The sequence below is a fragment of the Pseudomonas sp. PP3 genome (genome assembly GCF_905336995.1).
Lineage (GTDB): Bacteria > Pseudomonadota > Gammaproteobacteria > Pseudomonadales > Pseudomonadaceae > Aquipseudomonas > Aquipseudomonas reinekei.
Map to the genome: position 1 here is coordinate 2,007,372 of NZ_HG995459.1, position 15,326 is coordinate 2,022,697.

14 protein-coding genes are annotated in these 15,326 nt (G+C 59.0%); 5 read left to right on the plus strand and 9 right to left on the minus strand.

Annotated features, from left to right (window positions below):
• Positions 1-34 precede the first annotated feature (34 nt).
• Positions 35-820: a sulfite exporter TauE/SafE family protein gene (locus tag KHO07_RS09225; RefSeq protein ID WP_150735457.1), complete on the plus strand. Its 786-nt coding sequence runs from the start codon at positions 35-37 to the stop codon at positions 818-820.
• Positions 821-990: 170 nt separating this feature from the next.
• Complete coding sequence (locus KHO07_RS09230; RefSeq protein WP_212627001.1) at positions 991-1,551, plus strand: DUF4174 domain-containing protein; 561 nt, start codon at positions 991-993, stop codon at positions 1,549-1,551.
• 137 nt (positions 1,552-1,688) lie between these two features.
• Here KHO07_RS09230 and ampC read toward each other — a convergent pair whose 3' ends face one another.
• The 3 genes from ampC to KHO07_RS09245 form a co-directional block, all read right to left on the minus strand.
• A complete protein-coding gene (gene ampC / locus KHO07_RS09235; RefSeq protein ID WP_244858273.1) occupies positions 1,689-2,849 on the minus strand; it encodes a class C beta-lactamase in 1,161 nt (386 codons plus the stop codon).
• A gap of 137 nt (positions 2,850-2,986) precedes the next feature.
• Positions 2,987-4,330: a glucarate dehydratase gene (gudD, locus tag KHO07_RS09240; protein ID WP_212627002.1), complete on the minus strand. Its 1,344-nt coding sequence runs from the start codon at positions 4,328-4,330 to the stop codon at positions 2,987-2,989.
• Positions 4,331-4,342: 12 nt separating this feature from the next.
• On the minus strand, positions 4,343-5,689 hold the full coding sequence (locus tag KHO07_RS09245) for an MFS transporter (protein ID WP_212627003.1): 1,347 nt from the start codon (positions 5,687-5,689) through the stop codon (positions 4,343-4,345).
• A gap of 280 nt (positions 5,690-5,969) precedes the next feature.
• On the opposite strand from KHO07_RS09245, the gene KHO07_RS09250 reads away from it, so the two are divergent.
• On the plus strand, positions 5,970-6,680 hold the full coding sequence (locus tag KHO07_RS09250; RefSeq protein WP_150735461.1) for a FadR/GntR family transcriptional regulator: 711 nt from the start codon (positions 5,970-5,972) through the stop codon (positions 6,678-6,680).
• A 74-nt stretch (positions 6,681-6,754) separates the two neighbouring features.
• On the opposite strand, the gene KHO07_RS09255 is transcribed toward KHO07_RS09250, so the two are convergent.
• Positions 6,755-7,654 carry a DMT family transporter gene (locus KHO07_RS09255; protein ID WP_212627004.1) on the minus strand — a complete coding sequence of 300 codons (900 nt, stop codon included), beginning with the start codon at positions 7,652-7,654 and terminating at the stop codon, positions 6,755-6,757.
• A gap of 95 nt (positions 7,655-7,749) precedes the next feature.
• Between KHO07_RS09255 and KHO07_RS09260 the strand changes: the two genes are divergently transcribed.
• Together KHO07_RS09260 and KHO07_RS09265 are read left to right on the plus strand one after the other, a co-directional pair.
• The gene (locus KHO07_RS09260) at positions 7,750-8,613 is read left to right on the plus strand and encodes a LysR substrate-binding domain-containing protein (RefSeq protein WP_212627005.1); all 864 of its coding nucleotides are present in this window, start codon (positions 7,750-7,752) and stop codon (positions 8,611-8,613) included.
• Between the two features lie 128 nt (positions 8,614-8,741).
• Complete coding sequence (locus KHO07_RS09265) at positions 8,742-9,803, plus strand: AI-2E family transporter (protein WP_150735464.1); 1,062 nt, start codon at positions 8,742-8,744, stop codon at positions 9,801-9,803.
• Here the strand turns inward: KHO07_RS09265 and KHO07_RS09270 are convergent.
• The 5 genes from KHO07_RS09270 to KHO07_RS09290 form a co-directional block, all read right to left on the minus strand.
• Positions 9,800-9,991: a hypothetical protein gene (locus KHO07_RS09270; protein WP_150735473.1), complete on the minus strand. Its 192-nt coding sequence runs from the start codon at positions 9,989-9,991 to the stop codon at positions 9,800-9,802. The genes KHO07_RS09265 and KHO07_RS09270 overlap by 4 nt on opposite strands.
• A gap of 115 nt (positions 9,992-10,106) precedes the next feature.
• A complete protein-coding gene (locus KHO07_RS09275) occupies positions 10,107-10,301 on the minus strand; it encodes a hypothetical protein (RefSeq protein WP_150735465.1) in 195 nt (64 codons plus the stop codon).
• 245 nt (positions 10,302-10,546) lie between these two features.
• Entirely contained in the window at positions 10,547-12,235 is a 1,689-nt protein-coding gene (locus KHO07_RS09280; protein WP_212627006.1) for a DUF2875 family protein, read from the minus strand.
• Positions 12,232-14,256: a DUF3274 domain-containing protein gene (locus KHO07_RS09285; protein ID WP_212627007.1), complete on the minus strand. Its 2,025-nt coding sequence runs from the start codon at positions 14,254-14,256 to the stop codon at positions 12,232-12,234. The genes KHO07_RS09280 and KHO07_RS09285 overlap by 4 nt, the downstream gene beginning before the upstream one ends.
• Positions 14,257-14,903: 647 nt before the next feature.
• Positions 14,904-15,272: a hypothetical protein gene (locus KHO07_RS09290; protein ID WP_075948030.1), complete on the minus strand. Its 369-nt coding sequence runs from the start codon at positions 15,270-15,272 to the stop codon at positions 14,904-14,906.
• Positions 15,273-15,326: the final 54 nt, after the last annotated feature.

The following is a 15,326-nucleotide window of genomic DNA, read 5'->3' on the forward strand; positions in this document are numbered from 1 at the left end:
CCAGATTTTCCCTGCGGTCTATGTGGACGTATCAATGGATTTAGTGAACATCGGGTTGGTCGTGGCCGGGCTGGTTGTCGGCTTCATCGTCGGCATGACTGGCGTGGGTGGCGGGTCGTTGATGACTCCGATCCTGCTATGGTTCGGTATCAATCCGGCAACGGCGGTCGGTACCGATCTGCTGTACGCGGCCATCACCAAATCCAGTGGCGTGATTGTTCATAAAAAGAACAACAACATCGACTGGAAGATCACCGGCTGGCTGACCCTCGGCAGCGTGCCGGCCGTCATCTTGACGTTGTGGTTCCTCAGCACGCTGCATTCCAGCCCTGACGCGATGAACGCGATCATCAAGCAAGCCCTGGGCTTTGTGCTGTTCGCCACGGCGCTGGCGATTCTGTTCAAGAAACGCCTGCTCGACTTTGCCCACAAGCGCGCCGGTGGCAGCTACAACCCAAGCGGGCCGCGCCTCAATGTCCTGACCGTAATCACCGGGCTCGTCCTCGGTGCCATGGTCGCGCTGACGTCCATCGGCGCCGGCGCGTTGGGCACCGTGGCGTTGTTCATCCTTTATCCTCTGCTGCCGACCCGCCGCCTGGTGGGCACGGAAATCGCGCATGCCGTACCGCTGACGCTGGTTGCCGGCCTGGGCCATGCGAGCATGGGCAATATGGATTGGCAGGTGCTCGGTTACTTGCTGGTCGGTTCGTTGCCGGGGATTTACCTGGGCAGCCATCTGACCGGGCGTATCTCCGACGAACTGCTGCGTCCGTGTCTGGCGACGATGCTGATGCTGATCGGTTACAAGCTGGCGTTCTGATACAACGCTGTACGCCAGATTTTGTAACGGTTTCATAGGGGCCCAGCCTGTTGCGCAATGTCTGACCTGACCTAAGCTTTGGACAAGGCAAAGCGTATTTGCCATGCGTCACCCGGAACGAACGCCGCGATGCGCAATCATTAGAGCGTGGATATCAAAAGGAGATGCGCATGCTCATCAGGTCTCTGACCCTGGCTACCTTGCTGGCTGTCGCCGGCCCCCTGTTCGCCGCCGATGGCGATTCACCACTGGACATGGACAAGGGCAGGGCCCGGCCGTTGATCGTGATCACGAGCAGCACCGTTGATCCTGTCTGGGTAAACCTGAAGAAATCCCTGGAGGATCCCGCCAACAAGCAGGGTGTCGCCGACCGCAACATCAGGGTGTACAGCGTGCTGAATATGTCCGGTCAACTCAACGGCAAGGATCTCGGTCAGCAGGACACCATGGCGTTGATCCGTGCGCTGAAACTGGGGGCCGGGGCTTTACCGAAAGTGATTCTGGTGGGCAAGGACGGCGAAAAGAAGCTTGAGAGTTCCGGGGAAGAATCGAAGTCGGTGGATCTGAAGAAAATCTTCGACACCATTGACGCCATGCCAATGGCTGAGAAAGAAGCGGCTGCACTGGTACCGACACCGCCCCCGGTGGCCGCCGAGCCGGCACCGGCCAAGGGTGCCAAAAACGCCAAGCCGGCGAAGCCAGCCAAGCCACCTCAAATGCCGGATGACTGATTTAGCGTTGGCACATCACGAGCAAGTTCGCTCCGGCTAACCGGTTGGAAACCGCAAAAAAATCGCAGCCTTCGCCAGCTCCACCAATCCGTGGAGCCGCCGAAGGCTGCGATCTTTTAATCCTCATTCTTACGCCATCACTCGTTCAAAGCGCTCAGCACCTGATGCGCAATCCTCACCCGATCCGCAATCGGAAAATTCTTGTTCGCCAGCATCACAATCCCGACATCCTTCGACGGCACAAACGCAACATAAGCCCCAAATCCGCCGGTCGAACCGGTCTTGTTCAACAACCAATTCCCGGTCTGCAGCTGAGGCGGATTCAGCCAGTGGGCTTCGTGCGCCTCCATGGCCATCGGCGTCGAGTTGCCCGCCAGCAATTGATCGAGGGTGACGGGGTAGCGATACAACTCCCAACCCAAACCCTGGGTCATGTTATCGACCGTGTAGTAACCGGTGTGGGTCAAGGCGATAGCTTGCTGCAGCGGTTGTTCCAGGTGCGACGGTTTCATATTCGCTTCGACATATGCGATCAGGTCCGCAGCGCTGGTTTTCACCCCATACGCTTCGGAATCGAGCGCTCCCGGCCCGACCCGCACCGGTTTGCCGTCCTTGTTGTACCCCTGGGCATACAGCCCCATCTGATCCTGCGGCACCTTCAGGTGGGTGTGTTTCAAGCCGAGCTTCGGCAGCAGGGTGTTTTCCATGGCGTCATCGAACGGCTGGCCCAGACTTAGCGCGGCAAGGTAGCCGAACAGTCCGATGCTGGGATTCGAATACAGGCGGTGGCTGCCGGGGGTGTAGACCGGTTTCCATTGTTGGTAGTAGCCGAGCATTTTGTCGGCTGAATCGAATTCAGCAGGAAACTGCAGCGGCAAACCCCCGGCGCTGTAGGTGCCCAGTTGCAATACGCTGATGTTGTCGAAGGCGCTACCGCGCAAGGCCGGCAGGATGTGACTGGCCGTGTCGTTCAGGGACAGTTTGCCGCTGGCCTGGGCGTAGGCGGCGAGGGTGGCTGTGTAGGTCTTGCTGACCGAGCCGATCTCGAACAGGGTGTTTTCGCTGACCGGTTTGGCGGTTTCTTTCGACGCCACGCCGTAATTGAAGAAGTGCTGCTTGCCGTTGACGGTGACAGCGATGGCCATTCCGGCAATGTCCTGGCTCTTCATGACCGGGCGTACCGCCTCGTTGACCCGCTTCTCGAGAGTCGGTTGTGCCAGGCTTTGGCCTGATACAAAAAGGCCGGCGCCCGTGATCAAAGTTGCCAGCACGGCGCGGTTGAGGATGCCCGTCATCATGTCGATTCCATCAAAAAAACAGTGGGAGCGAGCCTGCCCGCGATGCGGTTGCCGAGTCAACCTTTTGCGTTGACTGACAGGGCGCATTCGCGAGCAGGTTCGCTCCCGCAGTGATGCTTTGTGATGTTCTCGCTGGCTTAACGCACCAGGCACGGCCGCTTGTTATCGAACGTCCAGCCCGGAATCAAAAACTGCATCGCCACGCTGTCGTCGCGCGCGCCCAGGCCCATGCCTTTGTACAGTTCGTGGGCCTTGTTCACCTGATCCATGTCCAGCTCGACGCCCAATCCGGGTTTCTGCGGTACCTGCACGCAACCGTCGACGATTTGCAGTGGCGCCTTGGTCAGGCGCTGGCCGTCCTGCCAGATCCAGTGGGTGTCGATAGCGGTGATTTCACCCGGTGCGGCAGCGGCGACGTGGGTGAACATGGCCAGGGAAATGTCGAAGTGGTTGTTGGAATGCGAACCCCAGGTCAGGCCCCATTCGTGGCACATCTGCGCCACGCGCACCGAACCCTGCATGGTCCAGAAATGCGGGTCGGCCAGGGGGATGTCGACCGATTGCAGCTGGATCGCGTGGCCCATTTCACGCCAGTCGGTGGCGATCATGTTGGTCGCGGTTTTCAGGCCCGTGGCACGACGGAATTCAGCCATCACTTCACGACCCGAATACCCGTTCTCCGCGCCACACGGATCTTCGGCGTAAGCCAGAACGTTGTGCTGATCGCGGCACAAACGGATCGCTTCCTTCAGCGACCAGGCGCCGTTCGGATCGAGGGTAATGCGGGCATCGGGAAAACGCTCAGCCAGCGCGGTGACCGCTTCGATCTCGGCATCGCCACTGAGCACACCGCCCTTGAGCTTGAAGTCCTTGAAGCCGTATTTCCCATGGGCGGCGACCGCCAGTTGCACCACCGCATCGGCGGTGATGGCTTTCTCGTGACGTACGCGGAACCAGTCGTTGTCGGCCTCCGGTTCGCTGCGGTAGGCGAGGTCGGTTTCATTGCGATCACCGACGTAAAACAGGTAACCGAGCATCTTCACTTCATCGCGCTGCTGGCCTTCACCGAGCAGGGCGGCCACGGGCACGTCCAGGTGCTGGCCGAGCAAATCGAGCAGTGCGGCTTCGAGACCGGTGACCGCGTGGATGGTGATGCGCAGGTCGAAGGTCTGCAAACCGCGACCACCGGCATCGCGGTCGGCGAAGGTCTGGCGCACCTGGTTGAGGATCTTCTGGTAAGTGCCGATCGGGCTGCCGACCACCAGGTTGCGAGCGTCTTCAAGGGTCTGGCGAATGCGCTCGCCACCGGGCACTTCGCCGACGCCGGTGTGGCCGGCGTTGTCCTTGAGGATCACGATGTTGCGGGTGAAAAACGGGCCGTGGGCGCCGCTCAGATTGAGCAGCATGCCGTCGTGGCCGGCCACGGGAACGATCTGCATGCTGGTGATGATCGGTGCTTTGGCGATGTCTTGTTCGATCATTTTCTTATCCTTTCAGGCGTGACGTGGCGCGGTTTCGGCCGATGGAATGGCGGGCGCGGATTTAGGTTTGTTGCGGGCGGCGAAGACGATGATTGCTGCGATGATCGAGGTGGCGGCCAGGCCATACAGCCCGCCCTGAATTGATCCGGTGCGCTCTTCGAGCAGGCCGAAGGTGGTCGGCGCGACGAAGCCGCCGAGGTTACCCACCGAGTTGATCAACGCGATGACGCCCGCCGCAATGCGTGCATCCAGATAAGCCTGGGGAATCGGCCAGAACAACGATGACGCCGATTTGAACCCCAGCGCAGCAAAGCAGATCGCCACGAACGCGAAGATCGGGCCGCCGGTGGTAGACATGAACATCCCCGCAGCAGCGATCAGCAGCGCGGTGGCAACCCAGGCTTGCTGGTGCTTCCATTTGGCCGACAGCGAAGCGAAGGCATACATGCCGATGATCGACAGCAACCAGGGAATCGAGTTGAACATGCCGACCTGAAAGTCACTGAGGTCGCCCATCTTCTTGATGATGCTCGGCAGCCAGAACGTCGCGGCATAGATGGTCAACTGGATGAAGAAGTAAATCACGCAGAACAGGATGATCTGCCGGTCCTTGAGCAGTTTGCCCAGTGACGGCTTGATCGGCGTCGCCGCTTCGCGGGCCAGTTGTTCATCGTCGATGGCTTTGACCAGCGCGTCTTGTTCGTCACGGGTCAGCCATTTGGCGTCGTGGGGTTTGGAGTCCAGCCAGAACCAGACGAAGGCGCACAAGCCCACCGAGAACATGCCCTCGATGAAGTACATCCATTGCCAGCCGTGCATGCCCAGGCCGTTGATTTGCAGGAGCAGCCCGGACAGCGGGCCGGAGATCAGCGAAGCAATCGCCGAGCCGCTGAGGAAAATCGCAATCGCCTTGCCGCGCTCCACGCCGGGCAACCAGCGGGTGAAATAGTAGATCACCCCGGGAAAGAACCCGGCTTCAGCCACACCCAGCAAGAATCGCAGGATGTAGAAGTGGGTTTCGTTCTGGATGAACGCCATGCCCGCAGCGACGAGGCCCCAGGTCAGCATGATGCGGGTCAGCCAGATCCGTGCGCCGACTTTTTGCAGGAGGATGTTGGAGGGCACTTCGAACAGCGCGTAGCCAATGAAGAAGAGGCCGGCCCCGAGGCCGTAGGCAGCCGCGCCGATGCCCAGGTCGTGTTCCATGTGCGTGCGGACGAAGCCGATGTTCACCCGGTCAATGTAATTGACGATGAACATGATGACGAACAGCGGCAGGACGTGACGTTTGACTTTGGAGATGGCGGACTTCAGCACGGAATCGGCGTCGTCGTGCATCCCGGAGATGGATGTATTCACTGCGTTTTCTCCCACTCGTTATTTTTATGCGGGGTGTGACGGGGGTTGCGTTGTTGATAGACATCATACAACTACATTTTTTTGCCTTGCAACCGGTTTTGTCCAACAAAATAGCGAGTATGTAGCGGCGTTTTGGTTGATTTGTGCTCGATATAGCTGTCGTGGTTGACGATAAAAGCCCGATTTGTTGAGTGTTGTCATACAAGTTGATGTGTTTTTTCTGACGATTCCCGCAAAGCGCAGTGCTACGATTCGTTAGCCAAGTTTTTCGGACGCCTCCATGCAAGAAGACCTCGACGCACCTGCCCGCAAACGCAGCCACAACCTGGCCCACGACCTGGTGGCCAAGTTGACCCAGAGCATCCTGCTCGGGCAAATGCTGCCCGGCGACAAGCTGCCGTCGGAGAACTCGATCGTTCAGGAACACGGGGTCAGTCGAACGGTGGTGCGCGAGGCGATCTCGAAATTGCAGGCGTCGGGGTTGGTTGAAACCCGTCACGGCATCGGCACCTTCGTGTTGGAGCGCGCGCCGGAGCAGGGCTTGCGGCTGAATGTCGATACCGCGCTGGGAGTGCGCAGCATCCTCGAATTGCGCATGGGCCTGGAAACCCAGGCAGCGGCGCTGGCGGCGACCCGTCGGAGCGATCAGCAACTGGCGCAGATGCGCGAAGCACTCGACGATTATCAAAACCTGTTGGCCAACAATGACAGTTGCGTCGAGGCCGACCGACGCTTTCATCTACTGATTGCCGAAGCCACCGGCAACGTGTGTTTCAGCGAAATCATGCAGCACCTGGGGAGCGCCATGATCCCGCGAACCCGGGTCAATGCGGCGGAGCGTGGGGCGGTGGATTTGAGCAAGCTCGGGCAGTTGGCCAACCTTGAACACGAGGCGATTCTCAACGCCATCAAGCGCCAGGACCCGGACGCGGCGCGGGCGGCGATGTGGTTGCACCTGACTAACAGTCGTGACAGGTTTTCGCCCGTTTGAAAGGCAGTGATACCGAGTCATCGTTCATCGCGGGCAAGCCCGCGATGGCGTCAGCCCTCAACTCAAACGGCTGATCAAACCCGCGCTACCCGAACCACCGCTCTGCGCTCCAGATTCAACGCCAGCACACTGATCAACACCACCACCGCACCCACGCCCACCATCAACGTCGGCCTTTCGCCCAGGGCAAAGGACGCAATGACCATCGCCGTCGGCGGTACAAGATACAACGTCATCGTCGCCCGGCTCAGGTCCACATGCGCCAGTACATAGGCCCACGCCAGATACGCCAGTGCACTCGGAAAAATCCCCAGGGCAAACACCGCAAGCTGCACCCGCGGTGGCGCATTCACCACCTGATCCGCCAGCCCCGGCAGGAACACCAACAGCAGCGCGGTCCCGGACCAGACTGTGTAGCAAACCAGGGTCAGGCCGTCGTAACGTCCGGTGTGATGTTTTTGCAGCGCGAAGTAAATACTCCATGACAACGCTGACAGCAGGATCAGCAAACCATGGGCGTCGATGCTGCCGAAGCCGTGATCACCGGCCACCACAATCATCACGCCGATCAGTCCGAGCACGACGCAACCCCAGCGCCAGACGCTCACCCGATCCTTGAATACGAAACGCGCCAGCAGGGTGCTGAACAGCGGCGTCGTCTGCGCCAGCACACTCGATGCACCGGCGCTGACGCCCTGTTGGCCGAAATTGATCGACACGTGATGCAGGCTCACCGCAAAGAAACCCAACCCGAACAGCAGCGGCAGATCCCGGAGTGTCGGTGGGTGAATGCCCCTCGATACCGCGACCACTGCCATGAAGACCGACGCGATCAGAAAGCGCAGCAACGCCAGATGCACGGGGTCATAAGCCAGTAACCCGATGTGAATGCCGCTCGGGGAATATCCCCAGCAAGCTACGACAAATGCCATGGCCAGGATGATTTTCAGGGGGGAGGGTGTAGGTCGATTCATGGTCGTGCACCGATGGGAGATGCACTGAGTATCAGAAGCCTGATCGTTCGCCACAACTGACTTATACTGCGTTAACTGTTCACTTTGGGTGATGTATGGAGCTGGCGCAGATTCGCATGTTCAAGACCGTGGCCGAGGTGGGCAGCATTGCCCGTGCCGCCGAGTTGCTGCATTGCGTGCCATCGAATATCACGGCGCGCATCAAGTCGCTGGAATCCGAGTTGGGTGTGGCGCTGTTCCTGCGGGAGGGGCGTGGTCTGCGCATCAGCCCGACGGGCCAGACCTTTCTGGCCTACGCCTCAAAAATTCTGGCCCTCACCGCCGAGGCCAAACGCGCGGTGGATCCTTCGGCCGATCCGTCCGGACCGTTGCGTATCGGTGCCATCGAGTCTTCTGCCACCGGGCGCTTGCCGCGTTTGCTGGCGAAATTCCACAAGCGCTTCCCGCAGGTGGCGCTGGAGCTGACCACAGGCACGTGGGCCCAGTTGCTCGACGACACGTTCAATCACAAGCTCGACGGTGCGATCGTCGCGGTCGACGTCGAGCGCTCGCAGCTCAAGCGCACGCCGATGTACCGCGAAGAGCTGCTGTTGATCGCCTCAACCTCCCTCGGACCGCTGCGTGACGTGGCGGACCTGCACGACAAGACCATGTTCCTTTGGCCGCAGGGCTGCCCCTACCGCGCAGCGATGGAGCATTGGTTATTGCGCAACGGGTTGTCGTTGCCGATTGTCAGCCTGGCCAGCTATGGCGCGATTGTCGGTTGCGTCAGCGCCGGGGCCGGCGTGGCGCTGGTGACTAAAGGGGTTTTCGACCAATACGCCAAGGGTGCCGGGTGCGTGGCGTTTGAGTTTCCTGAACTGACGGCCATCGAGAGCCTGTTCTACTGGCATGAAAACGCCGGCGTGCACCCGGCGCGAGAGGCATTTGTAGCGATGTTGCGCGAAGAGTTCGCCTGACGCTTTCTCTGAAGGTGTATTGATCTGGATCCAAGCTTTATTCACGAACGTACGGCACTCGTGCGAATCGTGGCGGCCTAAGCATCAGGACGTACTTTTGCGTTCAGGCAGACTGGCATGGATCGGACATGAACAAAGAAAACCTTAAAGACAGATCGCTGACGATTCTGCTGGCGCTGGTGAGCATCGCTTTCATCTGGATTCTGCTGCCGTTTTACGGGGCCGTATTCTGGGCGGTGATCCTCGGGATCCTGTTTGCCCCCCTGCAACGACGGCTGCAATTGAAGTTGGGCTGGCAGCGCAACCTTACGTCGCTGCTTACCTTGAGCATCTGTTTGTTGATCGCGATCCTGCCGGTGATCGTCCTGAGCATCTTTCTGGTCCAGGAAGGGACAGCGGTCTACAGGAGCATTGAAAGTGGTGAGCTGGACATTGCCGCCTATGTGGCGCAGTTCAAACACAGTCTTCCACCTTACTTCCAGCACTTGCTCGACCGTTTTGGCATGGGTGAATTGAACGGGCTGCGGGAGAAAATCATCAAGAGCGCGATGACTGGCAACGAGTTCGTTGCTACCCAGGCGTTCAGTTTTGGTCAGGGAACGTTCCAGTTCATCGTCAGCTTTTTCATCATGCTGTACCTGCTGTTTTTCTTCCTGCGCGACGGTGCGGAGCTTGCGCGAAAAGTACGCACGGCCGTGCCGCTGGAGGAAAACCAGAAGCGTCGTTTGCAGCTCAAGTTCAACCGTGTGGTGCGAGCCACCGTGAAGGGTAATCTGGTGGTCGCCATCACGCAGGGTGCTTTGGGTGGTTTGATTTTCTGGTTTCTGGATATCCCCAGCGCCTTGATCTGGGCCGTGTTGATGGCGTTTCTATCGTTGTTGCCAGCAGTGGGGGCGGGGATTATCTGGGCACCGGTGGCGGCATTTTTCCTGTTCACCGGGGCGATCTGGCAAGGGGTGACGCTGGCCTTGTTCGGCGTGTTCGTGATTGGCCTGGTGGATAACGTGCTGCGACCGATCCTGGTAGGCAAGGACACGAAAATGCCCGACTACATGATCCTGATTTCGACCCTGGGTGGCCTGGCGATTTTCGGCTTGAATGGCTTTGTCATCGGTCCGCTGATTGCCGCGCTGTTCATGTCGAGTTGGGCCATTTTCATCGAAACCAAGCCGCGGGTTCAGTTGCCTTAGGCGTTGAGTTGGCCGTGCTGCCCCGCACTGATTTGCTGCGACAACGCTTGGGCATCGGGCAGTGAAGTGAGTGGGCCGCTGATTTGTTCGCCGTCCTGGACCAGATACCAACAGGCAAGCATGCCCAACGCCCTGAGCGGTGCGGGAACGGCGCTGCCGATAACGGACATGATCTGAACCTGGGACATCATAAGTACCTCCATCAATCTATGGAGCTACCTTACGGGCCGCCGCCTTTTACGGACAATCACCGTTTTCGATAGTGGTCATTGATGCCAGTGAGGGCAACCGACCGGCTGTCGGTCAGTCGACCACCTGATCGAGCATGTTCACCACTTCCTGCTCGCTGAGCAGGCCCTTGCGCACCAGGTTTTGCGTCAGCAGCGATAGGAACTTGGCGCTGCGATGTCCTTCCAGGTGCTTGAGTTCGGTCAGAACGTTGTACACCTTGCCTGAGGTACACAGGCCGACAATGCGGTGCGGATTTTGCGTTGGCATGAGGTCGTCCTTGTTGTTATCAACCTGTTTTTTGACGGACAGGCCCAAGCTTGCGGACCTGACATGACATAAATATGACCGTTGGCTGCCGCGGGGCAGAAACGCTGTCGGGACCATCTTGCCCATTTATGCACCGCCTGCTGTCCCCAGAGCGACCTCGACGAGATTTATTCAGACCAGGGCCGGCATCCAGCCCTGCGCAATCCGATGATCGGCGGGTGGCCTCCCCAGGCAAAAGGGATGGCTCATGGCTTGGGAGCTCCGCCGTTGGGGGAACCGAATTTGAACGGGTCGGCTCCACGGTTCTTGCGGTTTTTCGCTATGCGCGCTGCGTCCGGTGGGCGGATCATTTGTACCGTCAGGCTGCCATCTGCACCGGCGTAAACCACCGCACTGGTTCCGCCGTCCAGATAGCTGGCGATGGTCGCCAGGTTGATCTCCACCAGCGCACTACTCACCCCTGTGTTGCCCAGGCGCCGCCCGATGTTGTAACCCTCGTCGACATTGCCCAACTCGATGCCATGGCCGTCGGTATTCAGGCCGTGCAAGGCAAGGGTCAGGGCGATTTCAGCCTCTTGATTGTCGGTGGTGTCGTAGAACACGCGCACCGGCTTATGCCCTTCGGGCAAGGTATCCAGCGCCTCTAACCAGCCGGCTTGCAGCGCCTTGGCCTGCAACGCCGGCTTGAGCCGTTTGCCGTGTTCGTCCTGCATCGAGACCTTGATCGGGCGGTGCAGGTAACCCAGTACCGGCGCGGCATCGAACTCTTTGACCTGATGCTGGGCCCAGCGGATGGGTAGCCATGGGGAAGGTTCGAACTCTCCGGGGCCGCGGTTGCTGATGGTTTGCCAGAGGGTGGGGAGTTGGGAATGCCAGTAGGCGGTGGACATGGTGCCGGGGGCTAAGGGGTCTTGGGCGCCTTTGGCTCGCTCCGCCTCCTCATACGCCTTCCTGAACTTAGGCGCTTGCTGCCAGTAAAACGCCCACAGTTTGCCCAGATCGGTGTCTTTGTTCTGGTTATCTTCACGTTCATGAGTGGCATAACGGCGGATGTACCGATCCACCCGATCCGAGCGGGTGACCAGCAGCCCGGTCATGCTTTCGTACACCGTGGGGACTACCTGCACGCTTTGCAACCCGGGCGTACCGGGCTTGCGATAGACATCTCGCGTTACATCACCGTCCCGGCTCGCGATCAACGCTTGGGGCACTTGAGGATTGTCATCAAAAAACTGGAACAGTCGCTCGATCATGCCTTGCGCGTGGGTGGTACTTTCATCGTCCTGCCAGAGAAATTGGGTAACTCCCAGAGTCGCCTTATTACGACCTGAGTTAATCAGGCCGGCGGCTCGATAGCCTTTCTCATAGGGATCTGGAGGGCCCAGCGCAAACACTGGAATCGGCCAATATGCGACTGACTCGCCTGCCGAATGTTTGAAGGCAACGCGGACTTTGATATCTCTGGAGTTTTGTCTGGATCTTAGTGACGCCTTATAGTCCTTGGGATCTCGAGAATATATCGAAGCAAAGTTATCGTTTTTTTTCTTGATGAATTGCCAGATCTCCGATTGATGATCCTGATAAATCCCCAGCCCCACGCCCCTTATTTCCAACGCATAGGTCCGCGCTTGCGTGGCTTTCTGCTCAGCGATTTGTGCGGTGACTTTGGCTTTGTAAGCGGCAAGCGCCGCCTTTTCACTGGCCACCGCTTTGCCCCACCAGTGAACGCTGAAGATGAGCAGCAAGGGCCCCAAAATAGCGGCGATACCCCAGCGCATCACCGGCTTCATGTCACGAAGTTCCATGTTAAGTTCCTGTGCCTTGATTTGGACAAGCCAGACGAAGCCGATCCAAAGGATCAGCAGTACGCCCGCGATCCAGAGATAGGGTTTAAGAGTTGGTAAGGTTCGGGGGCGGTGTTGAGCATCGCTCATAAGGCACCTCCTTTTTTATCGACGCCGGCAAGCAGAGAAGGTGGCGTTAGCGAGACAAAATCCGAGGGCGGAAACTCTCCCTCCTGGTAATACAAGTAACTGGCTGTCACCAATGCTTGAGCCTCTGCACTAAGACGCGACCAGCCTGATAAGCCTTTAATATTCAAATACTGTTCTTCATCCATCTTCCAATCCGCAATCGCCACCAACACCTCACGCATCCGCGGATCATCAAGGCAATGCGCCTGGCCAATGGCAATGTCCATCGCCGTCACCCACCGCTGGTTTTCCGGGCTGCGCAAAATCGCCGAGTGATAGGAATTGGCTCCCCATTCACGTTGGTCACGCTCCATGCGCGCCCGGGCTTCACGCGGGGTTTCCTCGCGCTCGTGAAAAGAACTGGTGCGAGTGCGGGCCGCGCCTTTGCGGACGGCGCGGGTGTGGTCCTCCGGGTCTTCGGATAACCCGTTAAACCGCGCCAGCGCTTCCTGCTGCGTGGAGTTGGGCGCGTCATATTCGACGGGCATCCTGATCCACAAAAAGGTCGCGGCGTCTTTGCCCAGGGCGATGCTTTTGGCAACGTCATCGGGTTTGTCCAGGCCGGCAGTGGTCGGGCTGCCCTGGATGGCTTCGCCGCCAAACATCTGCGGCGCATGGGGCGGGGTCAGGGCCTCGGCATTGATCAGGCGTTCCTGCCCCTTGGCGATCGGTGCTTGCGAAGCCACCCCGATGAGCATGGACGCGCCCGGGTAACGGTGCTCGCCCGGCGCGCGAATGAATTCAGGCTGCGGCGATTTACCCACCAGCACCGGCTCGCCGTCACGCTGGCGCTTGGTCCACAGCCGTTGATAAAAGCCCATCGATTGCAGCGCCATCATCGCCGGTCGCCCATCGGGCGTGGCATCGGGCACGCCGTAGGTGCCGATGCCTTGCACATCATCCAGCGCCACGGTGGTGTCATCCGGGCAAAAATACACGTACACCTTGCCGCGATTGTCGCGCTCGGGAAACACCGTGTGGTTGCCGATTTTATCGGGCCGCGAACCTTGCGTCGGCGACCATCGCGGACCGCTGCGCCCGCCATAGGTCTTGATGTCCCTGAGCGCAGATAGTGGAGGCTGCGCATGAGGTGTTTGTGTCACCGCGCTGACGATACTGATCAGCGTGGCGAGGGTGTCATGGTCCTTGGGAGTGATCTTGGGCAATACGCTGTAAGGCGAGTCCACGAGAATCAGGGTATCGGCGCAACGCTGGCCCTTGTCCATCAACAGGGCCTGCGCCAACAGGGCGATCAAGGTGCCCTGGCTGTGGCCCATGATGGTGATGGTTTCATCGGGTGATACCCGGCGAATCTCACGGACCAGCATCGCCAGACGATGAGCGGCGAACACAAAGTAACGCCGCAGCGGTGCGTTGGCGAAGAGCAAGTAATTGTTCGGGCTCAAACGCTCCACGGCGCCGGTTTTCACGTTGGCCTTGAAGCCCTCGCCGTACATTTCCTGCAGGTTATTGGTGGCGTTGACGAAAAACCCGCCAGCCTTGGCAAAGTGGCGATCCAGGCGGTTGCCGTGGATATCCTGAAACTGGTTGCGCATCCGGAACGGATCGCCGGCGTCATCACGCTTGACGTGTTCCGGCGCGGCCCGGTAGCCCCAGTAGAAGGGGATCATCAGGCTACGGATTTTTGGGCCGTTAGTATCTCGGCGATAAAGATAAGTGTCAGGATCATCGAGAACGGCACTCTGATCATTGCTCAACGTTTCAAGCGGCACTTCTTTAGCCGCACTGTAAGCCGCCCCATACCGCCCCGCCTTCAGATCCGGTCGATCCAGCCGTTCGTTCACCCCCTGACACAATCCGGTTTCCACTGATTCGTAGGACGCCCCAGGGTCATTCACGCCGTGCAGGAAAATCACCACTCCCGGCAGATCGGCGGGCACTTCCATTTTGCGCACGGTGTTGCAATTGGGCATCAACCGGGTCGTGAGTTGCGCCACGCAGTACATGTCTTCGTGGCTCATTGGCTTCCACCTTTCGGGCCTTTGCCACGCATTACCGTCCTTTGCGTCAGATGCATCCTTTCTCTCTCCATCAGTCCGCTTGAATATTTCTCTCCTTGCACAGTGCTGCCACCCTCCAGATCGATTTGTTACGTCCGAGGTGATGATCGCTGACTGAGTCTTGATGGCTGGACGTTAGCGGGCACAAATTCACCGGCACAACCGTGGCGATATGGTGGCTCTGTATGGTTTTTTAGCGAAGGAGAGGCGCAAGGATGCGTGGATGCTGGAGAGGCGTCTGAAAACAGATTTAATGTTCAAAATGTAAATCAGAACAGTCCTAGGAACCGTCTTACGTACTCAATGAGTGTTGCTTGAGGTACACCGTATTTTGCCTGGATGTAGCGATGCCCGGCAGGGGTGGATAGAGGCCATGCATGAGCATGGAGAGGGTAAAAAAACCGCACGATGCGCAATGCTGTTCAGTTAATAGATAGAGCGAGCAATCAGTAACCTGTGGCGAGGGAGCTTGCTCCCGCTGGGGCGCGAAGCGACCCCGAAAATGGGACCGCTACGCAGTCCAGCGGGAGCAAGCTCCCTCGCCACAGATACAATGTTTGTCTTTAAATGAACAGCATTGCGCTAATGCAGCAGGGCTTGATGGTGCGTCAGTAGTGCCCGTGCCGGGGGCCATAGTAACCGCGCGGTGGGCCGTAGTAGCCGCGGGGTGGTCCGTAGTAGACCGGCGCCGGGCGGTAGTAGATCGGCTGTTGCACGTACACCGGAGCCGGCTGGTAGTAGACCGGTGGCGGAGGCGGTGCGTAATAAACCGGGGCCGGCTGGGCATACACCGGTTGCGGCGCAACATACACTGGCCGGTTGCTGTTGATGATGGCCGAGCCAACGATGGCTGTGCCGACGATCGCGCCAAATACCGCTGGACCTTCCCAACCGCCACCGCCGCCATGCGCCTCTGCCTGCCCTGCGATAGCCAAAGCGCCGATCAGCAAGGCCACTGTGGGGATTTTACGGATCATGATAATTCCTCGGTTCTTCGACCCGGCGCTTGCGTCTGCAATAGACTCAAGGAT

Bases quoted from the DNA above. Each gene is read 5' to 3' on its own strand.
- KHO07_RS09225 (WP_150735457.1), top strand. From the start codon at position 35: ATGGATTTAGTGAACATCGGGTTGGTCGTGGCCGGGCTGGTTGTCGGC.
- KHO07_RS09230 (WP_212627001.1), top strand. From the start codon at position 991: ATGCTCATCAGGTCTCTGACCCTGGCTACCTTGCTGGCTGTCGCCGGC.
- ampC (WP_244858273.1), bottom strand. From the start codon at position 2,849: ATGATGACGGGCATCCTCAACCGCGCCGTGCTGGCAACTTTGATCACG.
- gudD (WP_212627002.1), bottom strand. From the start codon at position 4,330: ATGATCGAACAAGACATCGCCAAAGCACCGATCATCACCAGCATGCAG.
- KHO07_RS09250 (WP_150735461.1), top strand. From the start codon at position 5,970: ATGCAAGAAGACCTCGACGCACCTGCCCGCAAACGCAGCCACAACCTG.
- KHO07_RS09255 (WP_212627004.1), bottom strand. From the start codon at position 7,654: ATGAATCGACCTACACCCTCCCCCCTGAAAATCATCCTGGCCATGGCA.
- KHO07_RS09260 (WP_212627005.1), top strand. From the start codon at position 7,750: ATGGAGCTGGCGCAGATTCGCATGTTCAAGACCGTGGCCGAGGTGGGC.
- KHO07_RS09265 (WP_150735464.1), top strand. From the start codon at position 8,742: ATGAACAAAGAAAACCTTAAAGACAGATCGCTGACGATTCTGCTGGCG.
- KHO07_RS09270 (WP_150735473.1), bottom strand. From the start codon at position 9,991: ATGTCCCAGGTTCAGATCATGTCCGTTATCGGCAGCGCCGTTCCCGCA.
- KHO07_RS09275 (WP_150735465.1), bottom strand. From the start codon at position 10,301: ATGCCAACGCAAAATCCGCACCGCATTGTCGGCCTGTGTACCTCAGGC.
- KHO07_RS09280 (WP_212627006.1), bottom strand. From the start codon at position 12,235: ATGAGCGATGCTCAACACCGCCCCCGAACCTTACCAACTCTTAAACCC.
- KHO07_RS09285 (WP_212627007.1), bottom strand. From the start codon at position 14,256: ATGAGCCACGAAGACATGTACTGCGTGGCGCAACTCACGACCCGGTTG.
- KHO07_RS09290 (WP_075948030.1), bottom strand. From the start codon at position 15,272: ATGATCCGTAAAATCCCCACAGTGGCCTTGCTGATCGGCGCTTTGGCT.